This is a genomic window from Stenotrophomonas sp. 05N37, from assembly GCF_056397365.1.
The window spans coordinates 53,065-73,220 of the sequence record NZ_JBFTNG010000006.1 but is presented as its reverse complement, the minus strand read 5'-3'; the positions used below and the strand labels follow the sequence as shown (position 1 = coordinate 73,220).

General features: G+C 65.9%; 14 protein-coding genes. 9 read left to right on the top strand and 5 right to left on the bottom strand.

Annotation, left to right across the window (positions count from 1 at the left end; all coding sequences use genetic code 11):
* Window positions 1-20: 20 nt before the first annotated feature.
* Window positions 21-1,697, bottom strand: coding sequence for a long-chain fatty acid--CoA ligase (locus AC1DGC_RS15985; RefSeq protein WP_259202479.1), 1,677 nt, complete (start codon window positions 1,695-1,697; stop codon window positions 21-23).
* A gap of 444 nt (window positions 1,698-2,141) precedes the next feature.
* Window positions 2,142-4,898 (bottom strand): aconitate hydratase AcnA, encoded by a 2,757-nt coding sequence (gene acnA, locus AC1DGC_RS15980; RefSeq protein ID WP_259202480.1) that lies wholly within the window; start codon window positions 4,896-4,898, stop codon window positions 2,142-2,144.
* Window positions 4,899-5,184: 286 nt separating this feature from the next.
* Here acnA and AC1DGC_RS15975 point away from each other — a divergent pair, with 286 nt between their 5' ends.
* From AC1DGC_RS15975 to acnB, 3 genes are read left to right on the top strand one after another with little or no spacing between them, the layout of a single operon-like run.
* Entirely contained in the window at window positions 5,185-5,409 is a 225-nt protein-coding gene (locus AC1DGC_RS15975) for an AbrB/MazE/SpoVT family DNA-binding domain-containing protein (RefSeq protein WP_259202482.1), read from the top strand.
* A 7-nt stretch (window positions 5,410-5,416) separates the two neighbouring features.
* The gene (locus AC1DGC_RS15970) at window positions 5,417-5,815 is read left to right on the top strand and encodes a type II toxin-antitoxin system VapC family toxin (RefSeq protein ID WP_259202483.1); all 399 of its coding nucleotides are present in this window, start codon (window positions 5,417-5,419) and stop codon (window positions 5,813-5,815) included.
* 49 nt (window positions 5,816-5,864) lie between these two features.
* Window positions 5,865-8,450, top strand: coding sequence for a bifunctional aconitate hydratase 2/2-methylisocitrate dehydratase (acnB, locus tag AC1DGC_RS15965; protein WP_394163746.1), 2,586 nt, complete (start codon window positions 5,865-5,867; stop codon window positions 8,448-8,450).
* Between the two features lie 63 nt (window positions 8,451-8,513).
* Here the strand turns inward: acnB and AC1DGC_RS15960 are convergent, their stop codons facing one another.
* A complete protein-coding gene (locus tag AC1DGC_RS15960; RefSeq protein WP_478048322.1) occupies window positions 8,514-8,882 on the bottom strand; it encodes a hypothetical protein in 369 nt (122 codons plus the stop codon).
* Window positions 8,883-10,501: 1,619 nt separating this feature from the next.
* Window positions 10,502-11,752 (bottom strand): LysR family transcriptional regulator, encoded by a 1,251-nt coding sequence (locus AC1DGC_RS15955; RefSeq protein WP_310439032.1) that lies wholly within the window; start codon window positions 11,750-11,752, stop codon window positions 10,502-10,504.
* A 101-nt stretch (window positions 11,753-11,853) separates the two neighbouring features.
* Between AC1DGC_RS15955 and AC1DGC_RS15950 the strand changes: the two genes are divergently transcribed.
* From AC1DGC_RS15950 to AC1DGC_RS15925, 6 genes are all read left to right on the top strand, one after another.
* Window positions 11,854-12,525 carry a 4-carboxy-4-hydroxy-2-oxoadipate aldolase/oxaloacetate decarboxylase gene (locus AC1DGC_RS15950; protein ID WP_478048321.1) on the top strand — a complete coding sequence of 224 codons (672 nt, stop codon included), beginning with the start codon at window positions 11,854-11,856 and terminating at the stop codon, window positions 12,523-12,525.
* Window positions 12,518-13,573: a 4-oxalomesaconate tautomerase gene (locus AC1DGC_RS15945; protein ID WP_478048320.1), complete on the top strand. Its 1,056-nt coding sequence runs from the start codon at window positions 12,518-12,520 to the stop codon at window positions 13,571-13,573. Before AC1DGC_RS15950 ends, AC1DGC_RS15945 begins: the two co-directional genes overlap by 8 nt.
* A 42-nt stretch (window positions 13,574-13,615) precedes the next feature.
* Window positions 13,616-14,929, top strand: a complete 1,314-nt coding sequence (gene dctA, locus AC1DGC_RS15940; RefSeq protein WP_259202489.1) for a C4-dicarboxylate transporter DctA — start codon at window positions 13,616-13,618, stop codon at window positions 14,927-14,929.
* 78 nt (window positions 14,930-15,007) lie between these two features.
* Window positions 15,008-16,303, top strand: a complete 1,296-nt coding sequence (locus AC1DGC_RS15935; RefSeq protein WP_478048319.1) for a carbohydrate porin — start codon at window positions 15,008-15,010, stop codon at window positions 16,301-16,303.
* A 23-nt stretch (window positions 16,304-16,326) separates the two neighbouring features.
* Window positions 16,327-17,349, top strand: a complete 1,023-nt coding sequence (locus AC1DGC_RS15930; protein ID WP_394163751.1) for an amidohydrolase family protein — start codon at window positions 16,327-16,329, stop codon at window positions 17,347-17,349.
* Window positions 17,350-17,360: 11 nt separating this feature from the next.
* A complete protein-coding gene (locus AC1DGC_RS15925; protein ID WP_259202492.1) occupies window positions 17,361-18,239 on the top strand; it encodes an amidohydrolase family protein in 879 nt (292 codons plus the stop codon).
* Between the two features lie 59 nt (window positions 18,240-18,298).
* Here AC1DGC_RS15925 and AC1DGC_RS15920 read toward each other — a convergent pair whose 3' ends face one another.
* Complete coding sequence (locus AC1DGC_RS15920) at window positions 18,299-20,041, bottom strand: hypothetical protein (protein ID WP_478048318.1); 1,743 nt, start codon at window positions 20,039-20,041, stop codon at window positions 18,299-18,301.
* Between the last annotated feature and the right edge of the window lie 115 nt (window positions 20,042-20,156).

Genomic DNA, 20,156 nt, shown 5'->3' with positions numbered 1-20,156 from the left:
TCCCGGATACCCGCAAAGCCTTACGGGGCGGGGCTGTCGCGCAACTCGCGGCGCAGGATCTTGCCGACGTTGGTCTTCGGCAGCTCCTTTCGGAATTCCACGATTTTGGGGTGCTTGTAGCCGGTCAGGTTGGCCCGGGCGTGTTCCTTGACCATCTCGGCGGTCAGGTTCGGGTCCTTCTTGACGATGACCACCTTGACCACTTCGCCCGAGCGCTCGTCCGGCACGCCTACCGCGGCCACTTCGAGCACGCCGGGCATCATCGCGATGACGTCTTCGACCTCGTTGGGGTACACGTTGAAGCCGGACACCAGGATCATGTCCTTCTTGCGGTCGACGATGTAGAAGAAGCCGTGCTCGTCCATCCGCGCCATGTCGCCGGTGTGCAACCAGCCGTCGGCATCGATGGCCTTGGCGGTTTCTTCCGGGCGCTGCCAGTAGCCCTTCATCACCTGCGGGCCCTTGATGCACAGCTCGCCCACTTCACCGGGGGTGAGGGTCTTGCCGTCATCGTCCTTGACGCAGGCATCGGTGGACGGGATCGGCAGGCCGATGGCGCCGTTGTACTCGGCCAGGTTGAGCGGGTTGATGCAGGCGGCCGGCGAGGTTTCGGTCAGGCCGTAGGCTTCCACCAGGGTCACGCCGGTGGCCTTCTTCCAGCGCTCGGCCACGGCGCGCTGCACTGCCATGCCGCCCCCCAGGGTGAACTTCACCGTGGAAAAGTCGATCTCCTCGAAGCCGGGGGTGTTGAGCAGGCCATTGAACAGCGTGTTGACGCCGGTGATGGCGGTGAAGCGGGTCGCCTTGAGTTCCTTGACGAAGCCCTTCATGTCGCGCGGGTTGGTGATCAGGTGGTTGCAGCCACCGAACTTCATGAAGACCAGGCCGTTCGCCGTCAATGCGAAGATGTGGTACAGCGGCAGGGCGGTGATGATCACTTCCTTGCCCGGCTCGATGCCCGAGGTGGACAGCCACGCCGAGGCCTGCTGCATGTTGGCGATCAGGTTGCGGTTGGTCAGCATCGCGCCCTTGGCCACGCCGGTGGTGCCGCCGGTGTACTGCAGGAAGGCGACATCTTCGTGGTCGATCTCGACCTTGGGCAGGGTGTGCCGGCTGCCGAGCTTCAGCGCCTGGTTGAAGCGCACCGCGCCGCGGATGCTGTAGTTGGGCACCATCTTCTTGATGTACTTCAGCACGAAGTTCACCAGTACGCCCTTGGCACCGAGCATGTCGCCCAGGCCGGTGGTGATCACCTGCTTGATCGGGGTGTCGGCCAGCACCTGCTGCACGGTGTCGCCGAAGTTGTCGACCACCACGAGCACCGCAGCGCCGGAATCGACCAGCTGGTGCCTGAGTTCGCGCGCGGTGTACAGCGGGTTGACGTTCACCACGGTGAGGCCGGCACGCAGCACGCCGAAGGTGGCCACCGGGTACTGCAGGCAGTTGGGCATCATCAGGGCGACGCGATCGCCCTTCTTGAGCTGCAGTTCGCCCAGCAGGTAGGCGGCGAACTGCTCGACCAGGGCGTCGGTTTCGCCGTAGGTGATGGTCTTGCCGAAGCTGGAGTAGGCGGGACGGTCGCGGTACTTGGCCACCGAGGTGTCGAATACGGCCGAGACCGAATGGAACTCGTTGACGTCGATCTCGGCAGGCACGCCGTTGGGATAGCTCTGCAGCCAGGGACGTTCCAGACTCATATTCCCCCTCCAGGAATCGTTGATGAAAGTGTGTTCTGGCCCTGAGTATCCGCCAGTTCACGTCCGGGCAGCATACCGGGCCGAATGGAAAAGGCGAAGGGGGCGTGAAGGGTGGGCGCTCGTGGAGGCGCTGCGGGCGCATCGGACGGCGTCGGCCTGCCCATGGCGGTAGTGCCGAGCCATGCTCGGCAGATGCCCGGTGCGGGCATTGCTGTCGGTGCGGGTGGCGTGCGTGGGGCGGATGGGTGGACGGTGCCGCGCGTGGGTCTGGATTGCCGGTGCCGAACACGGCTCGGCACTACCGGGGGCGAGCGTGGGTCTGGATTGCCGGTGCCGAGCATGGCTCGGCACTACCGGGCGTCGGACGGAAGCGGGCGAAGCGTCGGAACGCTGCGCCCGCTTCCATGCGCCGCCTGCGGTGCAGGCGGGGCATGGTGGCTGCTGTCAGCCCTTCGCCGCGAGCTGGCGCAGCACGTACTGCAGCAGGCCGCCGTGCTTGAAGTACTCCACTTCCTTCGGGGTGAGCAGCATGACGTGCGCCTCGAAGCGCTTCGTCGTGCCATCGGCCTTGGTCGCGGTGACCGTGGCGGTCTTGCTGGCGCCATCGCGCAGGCCGCTGATGTCGATGGTCTCCGACCCGTCCAGGCCCAGGCTCTGCGCGTTCTCGCCGGCCTTGAACTGCAGCGGCAGCACGCCCATGCCGACCAGGTTGGAGCGGTGGATGCGCTCGAAGCTCTCGGCCATCACCGCCTTGACGCCCAGCAGGTTGGTGCCCTTGGCCGCCCAGTCGCGCGAGGAACCGGTGCCGTATTCCTTGCCGGCAAACACCACCAGCGGCACGCCTTCGGCCTTGTACTTCATGGCCGCGTCGTAAATGGCCAGCTTCTGCGGTTCACCGCCGTCCTTGGGGAAGTACAGCGTGTTGCCGCCTTCTTCGCCGCCAAACATCAGGTTCTTGATGCGGATGTTGGCGAAGGTGCCGCGGACCATGACGTCATCGTTGCCGCGGCGGCTGCCGTAGCTGTTGAAGTCGGCCGGCTGCACGCCGCGTTCCTGCAGGAAGCGGCCGGCGGGCGAATCCTTCTTGATGTTGCCGGCCGGGGAGATGTGGTCGGTGGTGATCGAGTCGCCGAACAGGCCCATCACCCGCGCGCCGTGCACGTCTTCGATGTGCCCGACCTGCATGGTCATGCCCTCGAAGTACGGCGGGTTCTTGATGTAGGTCGAGCCACCGTCCCACTCGTACAGGTCGCCATCGGGCGACTTGATGGTGTTCCAGCGGGTGTCGCCCTTGAAGACGTCGGCGTAGTTCTGCTTGAACATCTCCGGGCCGATGGTGGCGGCGATGACATCGCCGATTTCCTTGTTGCTCGGCCAGATGTCGCGCAGGTAGACCGGCTGGCCATCGCTGCCGGTGCCGAGCGGCTCGGTGGTCAGGTCGATGTCGGTGGTGCCGGCGATCGCATAGGCCACCACCAGCGGCGGGCTGGCCAGGTAGTTCATTTTGACTTCCGGGTGCACGCGGCCTTCGAAGTTGCGGTTGCCCGACAACACCGAGGTCACCACCAGGTCGCCGGCGGCGATGCCGGCACTGACTTCGGCCGGCAGCGGGCCGGAGTTGCCGATGCAGGTGGTGCAGCCGTAGCCGACCACGTAGAAGCCGATCTTCTCCAGCTCGGTGAGCACACCGGCCTTTTCAAGGTAATCGGTGACCACCCGCGAACCCGGGCCGAGCGAGGTCTTCACCCACGGCTTGCGGTCCAGGCCCCGGGCGGCCGCGTTGCGGGCGAGCAGGCCGGCACCGATCATCACCGCCGGGTTGGAGGTGTTGGTGCACGAGGTGATGGCGGCGATGACCACTGCGCCGTCCTTCAGGCGGACTTTCTGGCCGTCCAGTTCGACATCGCTGTAGCCCTTGGCCAGCTGCTCGTTGCCGACCGCCGCGCCACCGCCTTCGTTGACGAAGTTGGACACATCCTCGGTGCGCTTGTCGCGGTTGGTGGTGAGGCCGACCAGGCTGTCGCGGTAGTTCTGCTTGACGTCTTCCAGCAGCACGCGGTCCTGCGGGCGCTTGGGCCCGGCGAGCGAGGGCTTGACCGTGCCCATGTCCAGTTCAAGCGTGGCGCTGTAGCTGGCGTGCGCGGTCTGCGCGTCGTGCCACAGGCCTTGGGCCTTGGCATAGGCCTCCACCAGCGCGATCTGTTCTTCGCTGCGGCCGGACAGGCGCAGGTAGTTCAGCGATTCGTTGTCGATCGGGAAAATACCGCAGGTGGCGCCGTATTCGGGGGCCATGTTGCCGATCGTCGCGCGGTCGGCCAGCGGCAGGTGCTGCAGGCCTTCGCCGAAGAACTCCACGAACTTGCCGACCACGCCGTGCGAACGCAGCATCTGGGTGACGGTGAGCACCAGGTCGGTGGCGGTGGCGCCTTCGGGCAGCCTGCCGACCAGCTTGAAGCCGACCACCTGCGGGATCAGCATCGAAGACGGCTGGCCAAGCATGGCCGCCTCCGCTTCGATGCCGCCCACGCCCCAGCCGAGCACGCCGATGCCGTTGATCATGGTGGTGTGGCTGTCGGTGCCGAACACGGTGTCCGGGTAGGCGACCGCCTTGCCGTCCTTGTCGGCCGTCATCACCACGCGGGCCAGGTTCTCCAGGTTCACCTGGTGGACGATGCCGGTATTGGGCGGCACCACCTTGAAGTTGTCGAACGCCTTCTGGCCCCAGCGCAGGAAGCCGTAGCGTTCCATGTTGCGCTGGAACTCGATCTTGCCGTTGAGGTCGAGTGCGTCGGGCGTGCCGAACACATCCACCTGCACCGAGTGGTCGATCACCAGTTCGGAGGGAATCTGCGGGTTGATCTGCTCCGGTCGGCCGCCGAGCTTGACCACCGCATCGCGCATGGCGGCCAGGTCGACCACGCAGGGCACGCCGGTGAAGTCCTGCAGCACCACGCGGGCGGGCATGAAGGCGATCTCGATGTCCGGCTCGGCCTTGGGGTTCCAGCGGGCGACCGCCTCGATGTGATCGCGGCCGACGGTGGCACCGCCGTCCTCGTGCCGGAGCAGGTTCTCCAGCAGGATCTTCATCGAGTAGGGCAGGTGGGAGATGTCGAACTGCTGTCCGAGCTTGGGCAGGCTGAAGTAGTCGTAGGTCTTGCCGCCGACGTCCAGCTGGCTGCGGGTGGAGAACGAATCGCTCATGCGGGGTGACTCCTCTTGCGGATGGCTTGCAGTGGTCCGCACGGGGCGGGCCTGCTTGCGTTCGCCGGTGGCTTATAGGCCCGGTGATCGTCCCCAGTATGAACGATTCAGTCGGCCTACCGCCTGCGGCATCGGGTCTCAGACTACATAGAGATATGTATCGCGGATGTCATCGGGGCTGCGTAACCTTTGCCTGGCAAGGGCGGGAAGGGCCCTGAACACTGCGGTGGTGGAAGTATGCCCCCGGAAGTATGTATAATTTGTGCATACTTTGGAGGGCCTACCGATGGAAGCCACCGTTGCAGAGCGCGGCCAGATCACCCTGCCCAAGGCGGTGCGTGATGCCCTGGGGCTGACCAAGGGCACCCAGTTGACCGTCGAGCTGGAAGGCGGCCGGATCATCCTGCGCAAGAGCGTGGACGACGCGATCTCGCGCGCCCGCGGCAAGTTCGCGCTGGATGGCTTCGAGTCGTCCGACGCCGCCGTGAAGGCCGTCCGTGACGAAGGCTGAGCCCGCGATGATCGCCGTCGATTCGCCGGTGCTGATCGAGCTGCTGAGCAATGGCCCGCAGGCCGACGCCGTGGAGGCGTGCCTGCGCCAGAACCTGGTGGGCGGGCGCGTGGTGGTGTGTGGCGCGACCCTGGCCGAACTCTGCGCCGCGTTGCGTGGCGGGGCCGAAGTGCTCGAAGCACTGGAAGAGATGGGCGTCCATTTCAATGCGCTGGAAGCCAAGTCGGCCCTGCGCGCCGGCGAGATGCAGCGCCGCCACCGGCAGCGTGGCGAAGGCCGCCGCAGCCTCGACGATTTCATGATCGGCTCGCACGCACTGCTGCAATGCGACGGCCTGATCACCTGGAACGACAAATTTTACCGCGACTACTTCAAGGGCCTGAAGCTGATCGTGCCGCACGCCTGAGCCCATACTTTTAAACCGCATTCTTTCAAAGAATCACCCGGGAGTTGTCATGTTGGAAGCCTACCGCCACCACGTAGCCGAGCGCGCCGCGCTTGGCATCCCGCCGCTGCCGCTGAGCGCCCAGCAGACGGCCGACGTCATCGAACTGCTGAAGAACCCGCCCGCCGGCGAGGCCGAGTTCCTGCTGGAACTGCTGACCCACCGCGTGCCGGCCGGCGTCGATGACGCCGCCAAGGTCAAGGCCTCCTACCTGGCCGCGATCGCCTTCGGCAGCGAAACCAATGCGCTGATCAGCCGCGAGCGCGCCACCGAACTGCTGGGCACCATGCTCGGTGGTTACAACGTCGCCCCGCTGGTCCAGTTGCTGGACGACAGCGCCGTCGGCGCGATCGCCGCCGACGCGCTGAAGAACACCCTGCTGGTGTTCGATGCGTTCCATGACGTGCAGGAAAAGGCCAAGGCCGGCAATGCCAACGCCCAGGGCGTGCTGCAGAGCTGGGCCGATGCGGAGTGGTTCACCAGCCGCCCGCAGGTGCCCGAGAGCCTGACCATCACCGTGCTCAAGGTGACCGGCGAAACCAACACCGACGACCTGTCGCCGGCCCCGGATGCCACCACCCGCCCGGACATCCCGCTGCACGCGCTGGCGATGCTGAAGAACAAGCGCGATGGCATCGAACCGGAAGAAGACGGCAAGCGTGGCCCGGTCAAGTTCATCGAATCGCTGAAGGACAAGGGCCACCTGGTGGCCTACGTGGGCGACGTGGTCGGCACCGGCTCCAGCCGCAAGTCGGCCACCAACTCGGTGCTGTGGTTCACCGGCGAAGATATTCCGTTCATCCCGAACAAGCGCTTCGGCGGCGTGTGCCTGGGCTCGAAGATCGCGCCGATCTTCTACAACACCATGGAAGACGCCGGCGCGCTGCCGATCGAACTCGACGTGTCGCAGATGAACATGGGCGATGTGATCGAGCTGCGCCCGTACGACGGCAAGGCCCTGAAGGACGGCGCGGTCATCGCCGAGTTCAAGGTCAAGTCCGACGTGCTGTTCGACGAAGTGCGCGCCGGTGGCCGCATTCCGCTGATCATCGGCCGCGGCCTCACCGCCAAGGCGCGTGATGCGCTGGGCCTGGCCCCGACCGATCTGTTCCGCCTGCCGATGGACCCGCCGGACACCGGCAAGGGCTTCTCGCTGGCGCAGAAGATGGTTGGCCGCGCCTGTGGCCTGCCGGAAGGCCAGGGCATGCGCCCGGGCACCTACTGCGAACCGAAGATGACCTCGGTGGGCTCGCAGGACACCACCGGCCCGATGACCCGTGACGAGCTGAAGGACCTGGCCTGCCTGGGCTTCTCGGCCGACCTGGTGATGCAGTCGTTCTGCCACACCGCCGCCTACCCGAAGCCGGTGGACGTCAAGACCCACCACACGCTGCCGGAGTTCATCTCCACCCGTGGCGGCATCTCGCTGCGCCCGGGCGACGGCGTGATCCACAGCTGGCTCAACCGCATGCTGCTGCCCGACACCGTCGGCACCGGCGGCGACTCGCACACCCGTTTCCCGGTGGGCATTTCGTTCCCGGCCGGCTCGGGCCTGGTCGCCTTCGCCGCGGCCACCGGCGTGATGCCGCTGGACATGCCCGAATCGGTGCTGGTCCGCTTCAAGGGCAAGATGCAGCCGGGCGTGACCCTGCGTGACCTGGTCAACGCGATCCCGCTGTACGCGATCAAGTCCGGCCTGCTGACCGTGGCCAAGGCCGGCAAGAAGAACATCTTCTCCGGTCGCATCCTGGAAATCGAAGGCCTGCCGGACCTGAAGGTCGAGCAGGCGTTCGAACTGTCCGATGCCTCGGCCGAACGTTCGGCCGCCGGTTGCTCGGTGCACCTGAACAAGGAGCCGATCATCGAGTACCTCACCAGCAACATCACGCTGCTGAAGTGGATGATCGCCGAGGGTTACCAGGACGCCCGTTCGCTGGCGCGCCGCATCGAGAAGATGGAAGCCTGGCTGGCCAACCCGGAGCTGCTGGAAGGCGATGCCGATGCCGAGTACGCGGCCGTCATCGAGATCGACCTGGCCGACATCCACGAGCCGATCGTGGCCTGCCCGAACGATCCGGACGACGTCAAGACGCTGTCGGACGTGGCCGGCGCGGCGATCGACGAAGTGTTCATCGGTTCGTGCATGACCAACATCGGTCACTTCCGTGCGGCCGCCAAGCTGCTGGAAGGCAAGCGCGACATCCCGACCAAGCTGTGGGTGGCGCCGCCGACCAAGATGGACGCGTCGGAGCTGACCAAGGAAGGCCATTACGGCACCTTCGGCACCGCCGGTGCGCGCATGGAAATGCCGGGCTGCTCGCTGTGCATGGGCAACCAGGCGCAGGTGCGCGAGGGCGCGACGGTGTTCTCGACCTCGACCCGCAACTTCCCGAACCGTCTGGGCCGCAACTCCAACGTGTACCTGGGCTCGGCCGAACTGGCCGCGATCTGCTCGCGTCTGGGCCGCATCCCGACCAAGGAAGAGTACATGGCCGACATCGGCGTGCTCGATGCCAGCAGCAAGGACATCTACCGCTACATGAACTTCGACCAGATCGAGGATTACCAGGACGTGGCCAAGACGGTTGCTGCCTGATCTGCTGATCGGTTGATGTGTTAACGAAAAACCCCCGGCGCAGGCCGGGGGTTTTTGTGTCGCCTACCGGATATCCCAGTCTGCCTCGCCGTGCAGGCGCCGGCCCAAGAAGCGCACATCCCCCTGGCTGCCGACGACGTCCAGCTCGAACCACGGAAGGCCGTCACGTTTGCGCGGGCGGACATAGAGGCGCTGTCTGGCGCGGTCGAACTCGACGTAGTACTGCCGGTAAGGAAGATTGCGGTCCGCCGCTGGCGCACCCGTCCAGACCACGTGGATCGCACCGATATCCTCACGCCCGTGCATCATCAGCGTGAAGCTGACATCCCCTTGGGTGGCGTTGAACTGAAATAGATCGCCGCTGGCGACGGTGGGGGCGATCGGGGCTGCCAGCAGCGCGATCGCCAACAATCGCATCCAGGGGTGTTTCATGCTCACGCTCCGTTGTGAGGGACAGGGTGATTCGCGTCGGCTGCGATACCCTGAGCGGGTAAGGACGACAGCCAGAGATTGCATTACATTCCGCAGACCGACCTACTTGAACACGCCGAACGGGCACGCGCAACGGCGAGTGTCTGCATTTGGAAGACGAATCGATTGCAGGGGGCAGAAAAGTCTGATTCCCTGCCTGATGTGATCTAAATGGCTTCTGCCATATTGATTGTCATACCGATTGATTGGCTCAATGCGGGAACGGGAATCTTGATTGGCCTGCCAAGGTCTTGCGTCAGTCGCGGCGTGGCAGCCAGGGAAGGGAAAATAATGAAATATCGTGATCTTCACATCGGCACTCTGCTGGGCGCGGCGGTAGCAGGGCCGTCGATGGTCTCGGGCGCTGCAGGTGCTCAGGATTTTTCGGCCTTAACGACGTGCTGCTGGCATAGTGCGGCGCGTCCTGCGAGGACCTGTGAGCGTAAAAAACACAATTGACGTGCCAGCACAGGGAATGAGGCTGTTAGGCATGGGTGTTCCTCGACGTTTGCGCCGACCTGCACCCGTCTGCGAGCCTGTCTAGTAAAAAGTCCTGGGCCAGATGTTGACGTGGTTACATGGCGACTGGGGCTTCCATCATCGACGTGATGATTGCGGACACCCTGGATTTCGCGAGAGATTCGCCAGCAGGGGATGCTTGCCAGAGACAAGCTTGAGAAGTTGGGTGAGATGCGCTCAGAGGGGCGGGATCTACTGCTGTTGGCCAAGAACAGGGGAGGTCCGAGGGAGCCGTTCTCTTTTCGGTTGGCTGCGCCTGATTTGAGGCCGGTTGAACGTTGGATGGGCGAACAGATGCCTATTATGTATTGCGAGCAGGTGGTCATCCGCGGAGAGTTGCCGGACGCCGCGCGTGGTCGTCGACCCAATGCGGGATGTGGCGAAGCTCAAGCTCAGAACTGGGAGGATGCAGATATCAATCAGGATAAAGATCAACTCTCTTCGGATCTATCGGAGGCTGCGCTTTACAGCGTGCCCAGTCGTACGCAATGTGGATGTGGCCAATGAAACGAATTCACACTCTCCGCCTGCCATTCTTGGGGATCTGTTGCCTCCTGGCATCCTGCCAGCCGCCAGGCGAGGGCCGTAAAGGGGTGCATGGCATGGAAAAAGGCGCGGAAATCATCAGTGCTCTGGAAGCTTTCCGTTCAACAGCTGGACGATATCCACGGAGCCTTCAAGAGCTTGGCGGCGGTTATGAGGGTGCTGATCTCGATTACGACTCGGTTGGTGTGATGTACCACTACTCATCCAGCGCAGAGGAGAGATTCAGCCTCTCCTTCAATTATCACGGTCCGGGTACCAATACGTGCTCCCTCGTGCCTGACGTCAGTCCGCCTGATTGGAATTGCACCGGGGCGTATTGAACGAACTTACGCTGCAGGTACAGGCTCGTCCCCGCACAAGCCGGACGTGCATCTTTTATCAGGCTGGATTCGGCAACTGCGGTTATCTACGAGAGAAGGACGTGGTGGCGATCGCGGTCGGCTTCGGCCCATGAGCGCTCGTAGGGATCGCCGAGTTCGACCATCAATGTGCTGCAGCGACATTCCCGGCGTCGGTCACGGGTAGCGGAACGGCCACGCAGCATCGGTGCCGTCATCAGTGCGCTCGGCACATACCCGCCGGAAGGTTTCCACGAACGCCTGCTGTAGCCGGGTGGGGTGCCAGTCGGCGCGGGTGGTAAGTCCGATGCGGCGGCGCAGGTGGTCGCCGGCGCTGCCAATCTCGCGGAGCAGCCCGGCACGGCGTTCGAGCACGAACTGGTCGCGCGACATCAGGGTGAGCCAGTCGTCTTCCAGCAGCAGGCCACGGGTGATCAGGACCGAGCCGCATTCGATGCGCAGGCGCGGCGGTTCATGGCCCTGCTGGCGGAACATGCGCTCCCAGCGGGCGCGGACCGGGGCGCCGGTGGCAGCGATCACCCAGGGGTAGGCGAGCAGGCGGGTGAACGCGAAGCGCGGGTGGCTGGCCAGCGGGTGGCCGCTGCGCGCCACGATCACCGGATCATCGTCGAACAGGCCTTCCTGGGCGACGTCGCGCGCCGGAAGGCTGTCGCGCATCGCGCCAATCAGCAGGTCCAGGCTGCCTTCGCGCAGGTCACCCAGCAGTTCCGCGTAGGGGCCTTCGATCACGTTGACCGAGGCGCCGGGGTGGGCGCGGGCGAAGCGGGCCAGCACCTGCGGCAGCAGGATGGCGCGGGCCAGTGGCATGACACCGAGGGTTACCCGGCCGGCAAGTTCCGATCGCAGCGTGGCGAGGTCGTCCACGCCGGCCGCCAACTCTGACAGCGCCAGCCGCACCGGTCTCAGCATGCGCGTGGCCGCCGGGGTGGCCTGCACGGTTTTGCCACGGCGCAGCGTAAGGGGAATTTCAATGACCTCGGCCAAGTCATGAACCGCGCGATACATGGCCGGCTGCGAGACGCCGCTTCGAGCGGCGGCCAGGGTGAAGCTGCCGGCACTATCCACGGCGGCCAGTGCGCGTAGCTGGCCAAGGGTGACGCGGCGCTCGATGGCCGGTAACGCAGGCAGGCGCTGGGTGCGTCGGGCGGCACGCACGCCGTGGGCGATGTAGGCCAGCGCCCGTTCGATGCGCGGTACCAGCAGGCGCGCGGCTTCGGTGGGGGCCATGCCTCCGGGCTGGCGGTCGAACAGCACGCTGTCCAGCTGCTTCTCCAGCCGGGTGATGGCTTGGGTCAACGCGGGCTGGGACAGGTTGACCTGTGGCGCGGCGGCGCTGATGCCGCCGTGGTGGTACACGGCCGCCAGTGCATGCAGGTGCTTGAGGTTCAGGTCCAGGGTCGCATCCATGGATCAACTATAACCAAACCCAATGGCTGTAACGAAAAACGATCTTGAGGGGGTGCGGGCAGCCAGACAAGACTGGGCCATCACCAACGAAGGATGGATGGATGTCCCGCGTAGTCACCCAGATCGAACGCGCTGATCCGGCGCTTATCGCGGTACTGGCCCAGGCTGGTGTCGCCACCGCACACGAAGCGCAGGGCCGCTCTGGCCTGCTGCATCCCCGGTTGCGCCCGATCTACAGCGGGGCGCGCATTGGCGGCAGCGCAATCACGGTGTCGGTGCCGCCAGGCGACAACTGGATGATGCACGTGGCCATCGAGCAGCTGCGCGAGGGCGACATCCTGGTGGTGGCGCCGACCAGCGACTGCACGGATGGTTATTTCGGCGACCTGCTGGCGACGTCCGCGCAGGTGCGCGGTTGCCGGGGGCTGGTGATCGATGCCGGGGTGCGCGATGTGCGCGACCTCACCGCGATGGGCTTCCCGGTGTGGAGCCGGGCCATTCACGCCCAGGGCACGGTCAAGGGAACGTTGGGGTCGGTGAACGTACCGGTGGTCTGCGGCGGCGCTTTGGTGAACCCCGGCGACGTGGTGATCGCAGACGACGATGGCGTGTGCATCGTGCCGCGCACCGACGCGGCGCGCGTGGCCGGCGAGGCGCAGGCGCGCGCGGCCCGCGAAGCGGACAAGCGCGCGCGGCTGGCCAACGGCGAACTGGGCCTGGACATCTACGCCATGCGCGAACGCCTGGCGGCCAAGGGCCTGCGCTATGAGTAAGGGCGTGCGCGCGATGTGGATGCGCGGTGGCACCTCCAAAGGCGGGTTCTTCCTCGCCTCGGAGTTGCCCGTCGACGTGGCTGCGCGCGACGCCTACCTGCTGCGTGCCTACGGCTCGCCGGATGCACGCCAGATCGACGGCATGGGCGGGGCTGATCCATTGACCTCCAAGGTGGCCGTGGTGTCACCGTCCGCAAGTGACGATGCCGACGTGGACTACCTCTTCCTGCAGGTGTTCGTGGGCCAGGCGCTGGTCAGCGATGCACAGAACTGCGGCAACATGCTGGCCGGTGTCGGCCCGTTCGCGATCGAGCGTGGGCTTGTCGCCGCGTCCTCCGGGCAGACTGATGTGCGGATCTTCATGGCCAACACCGGCAAGATCGCGCGTGCGACGGTGCAGACGCCCGATGGGCGCGTGCGCTATGAAGGCCGGGCGCGCATCGACGGCGTTCCGGGCACGGCCGCACCGATTCCGCTGACCTTCGAGGATACGGCCGGGTCCAGCTGTGGTGCGTTGCTACCGTCCGGGCGTGCGCTGGACCTGATCGACGGCATCGAGACGACCCTGATCGACAACGGGATGCCGTGCGTGGTGCTTCGCGCGGCCGACCTGGGCATCAGCGGGTACGAGGATCGGCAGACGCTGGACGCCGATGAGGCACTGAAAGCACGACTGGAAGCGATCCGCCTGCAGGCCGGCCCGATGATGAACCTGGGCGATGTCAGTGCGCAGTCGGTACCGAAAATGATGCTGATAGCCGCGCCGCGCGACGGCGGGGCGATCTGCGTGCGCTCGTTCATTCCGCATCGCTGCCATGCCTCGATCGGGGTGCTGGGCGCGGTGAGCGTGGCCACTGCCTGCCTGCTGCCGGGCTCGCCCGCGCATGCGTTGGCCGTGCTCCCCGCTGGCACCAGACAGACGTTGGCGGTGGAACACCCCAGCGGCAGTACAGGCTGCGTGCTGGACCTGGACGAGGCGGGGCAGGTGACCCGCGCAGCGGTGCTGCGAACCGCCAGAAAACTGTTCGATGGCGTGCTGTTCGACTGAATACGCGCGACGTCCCTATTCTTGCAACCTGGGAGGGTTGATATGACCGTTGTAGAGAAGCGGCCGGGCCGCTTCGGCATTCTTGGCCAACTGTGGTTCCAGGTACTGGCCGGTACCGTGATCGGGGTGGTGCTGGGGTGGCTGCAGCCGGATATCGGCTCTGCGATGAAACCCTTTGGTGACGCCTTCATCAAGCTGATCCGGATGATGATCGGGCCGATCATCTTCGTGACGGTGGTGCACGGCATCGCCGGCATGCGCGACATGCGCAGTGTCGGGCGGCTGGCGCTGAAGTCGCTGGTCTATTTCGAGGTGATCACCATCCTGGCGCTGATCATCGGCCTGGTGGCGGTGGACCTGTGGCAGCCAGGCGCGGGCATGAACATCGACCCGGCGACCATCGACATGGCCAGCATCCAGGGCTATGTGCACACCGCGCATGACCAGTCGATCGTGTCCTACATCATGGCGATCATCCCCAACACGCTGGTCAGCGCGTTCACCGAGGCGCATGTGCTGCAGGTCCTGTTCGTGGCAGTGCTGTTCGGCGTGGCGCTTGCGGCGGTGGGCGAGCGCGGCGAGCCGGTGATGAAGGTGATCGAGGCGACGTCCTCGGCGTTGTTCAAGATCATCGGCTACATCATGTACTTCGCCCCGATCGGCGCGTTTGGTGCGATTGCCTTTACGGTGGGTCAGTTCGGTGCCGGCTCCCTGTTGTCGCTGGGCGAGCTGATCATCGAGTTCTTCGTGGTCTGCGGCGTGTTCACCGTACTGGTGCTGGGCAGCGTGTGCTGGTGGACCGGCGCCAGCCTGTGGCGGCTGCTGGGCTACCTGCGCGATGAGATCGTGATCGTGGCGGCGACCACCTCCACCGAGACCGTGCTGCCGCGCCTCATCGAGAAGATGAAGAAGCTCGGCTGCGAGGAGGGCGTGGTGGGGTTCGTGATCCCGGCCGGCTACTCGTTCAACCTCGACGGCACGTGCCTGTACCTGACCACCGTGGCGCTGTTCCTGGCGCAGGCCACCAATACCGAGCTGACCGTGTGGCACCAACTGGGCCTCATCGCGGTGCTGCTGCTGACCTCCAAGGGTGCCGCTGGCGTGGCCGGTGCGGCGTTCGTGGTCCTGGCCGCGACGCTGGGCACCACCGGCACCATTCCGGTGGCGAGCATCGCGCTGATCCTGGGCATCCACCGCATCCTCGCCGAAGGGCTGACCTTCGTGAACCTGATCGGCAATGCGGTCGCCGTGCTGGTGATCGCCAAGTGGGAAGGCAAGCTGGACGAGACGGTGCTGGCCGAACAGATCGGCACGCGCCGACTGCGACGCCGCGTGCTGGGCGTGCAACCGGTCTGATCCTGCGGCTGCAGCACCGCTGCGGCCCTTCCGAATTCCACTTCGTTCCGGGGCCCTGGCCCCGGACAGGAGGCGCTTGTGTCGTTGATTTCCCGCCGCACGCTGTGCGTGCTTGTTGCCGCCAGTCTGGCCGCTCCCGCGTTCGCTGGGGCACCCGCCTCCAAGGGCAGCCTGCCCGACGGGGTCGATCTCACCCTGGATCTGGTCGGCAACGTGGCCTCCAATCCGGTGGGCGGTGTCGAGCAGGGCACCAAGGGCTCTTACTGGGTGATGGCCCAGTCGAAGTTCGACCTCGATACTCTGTGGGGCGTGCACAACACCGACGTCGATGCGCAGTGGGCGTGGTTTGCCGGTCGCAACCTGGCGCGCGAGAAGATCGGCAATTCGATCAGTGCCCAGCAGACCTGGCGGCCGGTGGCCGGTGGGCGTCTGACCCGGCTCACCGTGCGTCATCGCTTCGATAACGGGCTGAGCATCACCGCCGGTCGCGCGCCGGTGAACAGCTACTTCAACAACTCCGCGCTCAACTGCGTATTTATGAGCAACGCGATGTGCCTGACCCCGTATGGGGCGATCACCGACCTGGGCATCACCGCGTATCCGAATTCGTCCTGGGCCGGCATCGTGCGCTACGACGTGGGCGACCGCTGGTACGCACAGGCCGGCGCGTTCGACTACAACAACGCGTTGAACCAGGCCGGCGAGAACGGGCTGGACTTCTCGGTGGGCGAGGGCACCGGCACCATCACCGCCTACGAGGTGGGCTACCAGACCACCTTTGCCAACGACCGCCTGCCGCGGACCTACCGCCTGGGCATGTACCGCAACAGCGATGGGGGCAAGAGCTCCTACTACGACGCCAACGGCAACTCGGCGGCGCTGACCGGCAGACCGACGGCGGTGCAGGAGGGGGCACGGGCGGGCGGGTATGCGATGGCCGACCAGACCGTCTGGCGGGGTGCAGGCAAGCGCAATCTCGCGTTGTTTGCACGCGCGTACGTAAACACGGGCAACGAAGCGCCGATCGACACCTTCTTCTCGGCCGGCTTCGTCAAGACCGGCACCTTCGCCGGCCGCGACCAGGACACGATGGCGATGTTCGTCTCCAACACGCATTTCAGTGACGAGCAGATCGACTACCTGCGTGATCGCCGCACCCGCAACGGCGGCAGCGGCGCACCACACGCCGACGAGATTATCGCCGAGCTCAGTTACGGCTGGGCGGTCTACAAGGGCGTGCGGCTGATGCCCAACGTGCAGTACGTCATCAACCCCGACCCCATTTACGCACCCACCCGCATCACCGACATCCCCGATGCACTCATCGTCGGGCTGCGCGTGGACGTGCATTTCGCCCAGCTGTTCGGCTGGTGATTCCTCCCCCACGAGGCCATTCCATGATCATCGACTGCCACGGTCACTACACGACCGCCCCCGCCAGCCACGACGCGTTCCGCAAGCAGCAGGTGGCGCATTTCAACGATGCGTCCCTGCCCGCGCCGGTCTACCCCCTGATCAGCGATGACGAGCTGCGCGAGAGCGTGGAGGGCAACCAGTTGCGACTGCTGCGCGAGCGCGGCGCGGACATGACCATTTTCTCGCCGCGTGCCAGCACCATGGCCCATCACATCGGCGACGAACAGGTCAGCGCGGAGTGGACGCGCCGCTGCAACGACCTTATCGCGCGCGTGGTCGGTTTGTACCCGGACACCTTCATCGGTGTCTGCCAGCTGCCACAGTCACCGGGTGTGCCGATCGCCCATTCGATTGCCGAACTGGAGCGTTGCGTCAACGAGCTCGGCTTCGTCGGCTGCAACCTCAACCCGGATCCTTCCGGCGGGCATTGGACCGGCCTGCCGCTCACCGATCGCGCCTGGTACCCGTTCTTCGAGAAGATGGTGGAGCTGGACGTACCGGCGATGGTGCACGTGTCGGGCAGCTGCAATTCCAACTTCCACGCCACCGGCGCGCACTATCTCAACGCCGATACCACCGCGTTCATGCAGTTCTTGCAGGGCGACCTGTTCCGTGATTTCCCGGACCTGCGCTTCATCATCCCGCATGGCGGCGGCGCGGTGCCGTACCACTGGGGCCGCTTCCGCGGGCTGGCGGACATGCTGGGCAAGCCATCGCTGAACGAGCATGTCATGAAGAACGTGTTCTTCGACACCTGCGTCTATCATCAGCCGGGCATCGACCTGCTGTTCAAGGTGATCGATATCGACAACATCCTGTTCGGGTCGGAGATGGTAGGGGCGGTGCGCGGCATCGACCCGGAGACCGGGCAGTACTTCGACGACACGCTGCGTTATGTGGAGGCGCTGGGGCTGTCCGACGCCGACCGGCGCAAGGTGTTCGAAGGCAACGCGCGCAGGGTATATCCGCGTCTGGACGCGCAATTGAAGGCGAGGGGGCTGTGATGAGTGCATTCGTGAAAGACGCTGACTGGCTGGATTTCTGCCCGGCCCCAAGCGTGCCGAGGTTCGTGCCGCCGCCTGGCGCGGTGGACGCGCATTGCCATGTGTTCGGCCCGGGGGAACAGTTTCCGTATGCGCCCGAGCGCAAGTACACCCCATGCGATGCGGGCAAGGACCAGCTGTTTGCGTTGCGTGACCGGCTGGGCTTCAGCCGCAACGTGATCGTGCAGGCCACCTGCCATGGCGCCGACAACCGCGCGCTGGTCGACGCGCTGCTGGCCTCCGAAGGCAGGGCACGCGGCGTGGCGACCGTGCGCGACAGCGTGACCGACGCCGAACTGCAGGCGCTGCACGCCGCCGGTGTGCGCGGGGTGCGCTTCAACTTCGTGCGCCGCCTGGTGGACCCCAAGCCTGACGCGTACTACCGGGCAATCATCGAGCGGATCGCGCCCCTGGGCTGGCATGTGGTGGTGTATTTCGAGGCGGCCGACCTGGCCGAGCGCTGGGCGTTCTTCACCTCGTTGCCCACCACTGTGGTGGTGGACCACATGGGGCGGCCGGATGTGAGCCAGCCCGTGGAGGGCCCGGCCTTCCAGCAGTTCGTGCGGCTGATGGACGAGCACCCGAATGTGTGGAGCAAGGTCAGCTGCCCGGAACGTCTGTCGCAGAGCGGTCCGCCGACCTATGACGATGTGGTGCCGTTCGCACGCCACCTGGTGGAGCGCTTCCCGGACCGCGTGCTGTGGGGCACCGATTGGCCGCACCCGAACCTGACCTCGCACATGCCCGATGACGGCGCGCTGGTCGATGTCATTCCGCGCATTGCGGTGAGCGCCGAAGAGCAGCGAAGGCTGCTTGTAGACAACCCCATGCGGTTGTACTGGGGCCAGTGACGTTGCCGCGCCCCTGCCGACCGGCGGGGGCGCGGTTGCCATTCAAGGCGGTCTGGCGATCAGCGCGGATCGAACGCAGCCCGGGGCAGGCTCTGGCAATGCCGGGTGGCCGCAGCGAGGTCGATGGCGCTACCGGCGGCGGCGCCGCGCTTGAGGTTGACCGTGGCGGCGGTTTCCCACAGGCCGGGCAGGGCCGGGCCCTTGTCCAGCACCATCGCCTCCAGCGGGCCATGCAGCGTGCTGGTGTAGTCCAGGTCGGGCACGACCACGCAGACGCGCGTGCCGGGCAGGGCAGCGGTCTGCTGCAGCACCTCCTGGAAGCGGGCGGCGTTGTCGGCGCTGTCGGGCAGGGTGTTCAGGGCGTCGTCGTTGCCCAGGCCCAGGCTGCGGTAGTGCACCGTGCCGGGCTCGAACAGGAACACCGCCATCTCCACGCGTGCGCGCAGCGCGGGCTGGGCCGGGGCCTGGCAGGAGGTGCGGGGCTGCACGACCGGGTTGTTCTGCAGCGTGCCGTCCTTTGCCACCTTGGTGCTGTAGAGCAGGCACATGCCGCCACCGATCTTCATGAAGACCTCGTAGTCGGCGCCCGGTTCGGGGATGAACTGCAGCGAGAGGTCGGCCGCGCAGCGGTAGTCGTTGGTGTTCTCGATGCGGGCATCGAAGATCAGCGGACGGCCGCCGGCCACCTCGAACTCCTGGTAGTTGGGCTTGGAGAAGGCGAAGCTCTTCATGTTGTGCACGGTGTCGGTCTCGGGCATGCCCAGCGAGACATTGTCCGGCGCACCGCCGAACACGCTGCCGATGGCCCGGCCCGCCGAACGCACTACCTCGATCTTGCCACTGTACTGCTCGCGGCACGGCGCATCGGTGAGCATGGTGATGCCCTGGCCATTGGCGCCGAAGATGCGGATGCGCGATTTGGCCGCGGCAGCGTCGCCTTCCTTCGGCGTGTTGTTGGCGGCGGCGAGCTTGAGCGCGACGGCCTCTTCGTTGGCCACGTCCTGCAACAGGTTGGGCAACTGCGCGGCGAACACTTCAGCGCACGCTTCGGCGACCTGGCGAGAGGCCTGCCGGACCTTGGCATAGTCGTCGGCCTGCCATTCCTGCAGGGTGGCCACCTGCGGCGGGGTGTTGCACTGCACGTTGCGACCGGCCGGCCCGCGCAGCACGCTGGCGATCGGGAACCCGATGTTCAGCTCGTGACGCAGCTCGTAGGCGGTGGCCCCGGGGGCCAGGTCCTGATACACCAGCGTCCATTGCGTGGTACGCGCTTCCAGGATGTGGCTCTCGCCGGGAATGGCGCCGGGATGGGCGCTGAAATAGCGGTCCAGCCGCTCGGCGAGCAGGCCCGGCAGGGCGTCGTGGGCGGGGCTGGGCAGATCGGGGATGAGCTCACCCTTGAGGTCGTCCTTGGAGAAGGTGCGGGTGGTGCCGTAGCCGCCGAGCGCGCGCAGCGCGAACTCGCCGACCTTCAGCGCGGTCACCTTGGCGGTGTCGCTGCGGACCACCAGGCGCAGGGTGCCTTTGTCGTTCTCAGTGTCGCGGGTGCCGGTGCCGGGCCGGCTGCGCACGATGATCTGCTTGCGCCAGTCGACGGCGGTGGCCGGGGCGGCCAGCGCGGTGGCGAGTGTGGCATCGGTGCTGGCGTCGGTGACGGCGGCCGGTGTGGCGTTCGCGCCAGGGGCCGGGGTGGGCGTGGCGGCATCCGCAGTGGCGCTGACCGGGTCGGCGGCGAAGGCCGGCGTGGACAGCAGCAGGCTGCACAGCAGCATGCAACGGAGGGTGTGATGTGAGGCTCTCACGGTGGTGCTCCTTGGAAAAATCCGGGTGTACGGTGTGGCGTGCGTGCGTGCGTGCATGCGGCGGGGGTTGCCACGCATGGCGTGGCAGTACCGGGACGTGCGGTGCGGATGCGCG

Coding starts and splice junctions, on each gene's coding strand:
- AC1DGC_RS15985 (WP_259202479.1), bottom strand. CDS start 1,697: ATGAGTCTGGAACGTCCCTGGCTGCAGAGCTATCCCAACGGCGTGCCT.
- acnA (WP_259202480.1), bottom strand. CDS start 4,898: ATGAGCGATTCGTTCTCCACCCGCAGCCAGCTGGACGTCGGCGGCAAG.
- AC1DGC_RS15975 (WP_259202482.1), top strand. CDS start 5,185: ATGGAAGCCACCGTTGCAGAGCGCGGCCAGATCACCCTGCCCAAGGCG.
- AC1DGC_RS15970 (WP_259202483.1), top strand. CDS start 5,417: ATGATCGCCGTCGATTCGCCGGTGCTGATCGAGCTGCTGAGCAATGGC.
- acnB (WP_394163746.1), top strand. CDS start 5,865: ATGTTGGAAGCCTACCGCCACCACGTAGCCGAGCGCGCCGCGCTTGGC.
- AC1DGC_RS15960 (WP_478048322.1), bottom strand. CDS start 8,882: ATGAAACACCCCTGGATGCGATTGTTGGCGATCGCGCTGCTGGCAGCC.
- AC1DGC_RS15955 (WP_310439032.1), bottom strand. CDS start 11,752: ATGGATGCGACCCTGGACCTGAACCTCAAGCACCTGCATGCACTGGCG.
- AC1DGC_RS15950 (WP_478048321.1), top strand. CDS start 11,854: ATGTCCCGCGTAGTCACCCAGATCGAACGCGCTGATCCGGCGCTTATC.
- AC1DGC_RS15945 (WP_478048320.1), top strand. CDS start 12,518: ATGAGTAAGGGCGTGCGCGCGATGTGGATGCGCGGTGGCACCTCCAAA.
- dctA (WP_259202489.1), top strand. CDS start 13,616: ATGACCGTTGTAGAGAAGCGGCCGGGCCGCTTCGGCATTCTTGGCCAA.
- AC1DGC_RS15930 (WP_394163751.1), top strand. CDS start 16,327: ATGATCATCGACTGCCACGGTCACTACACGACCGCCCCCGCCAGCCAC.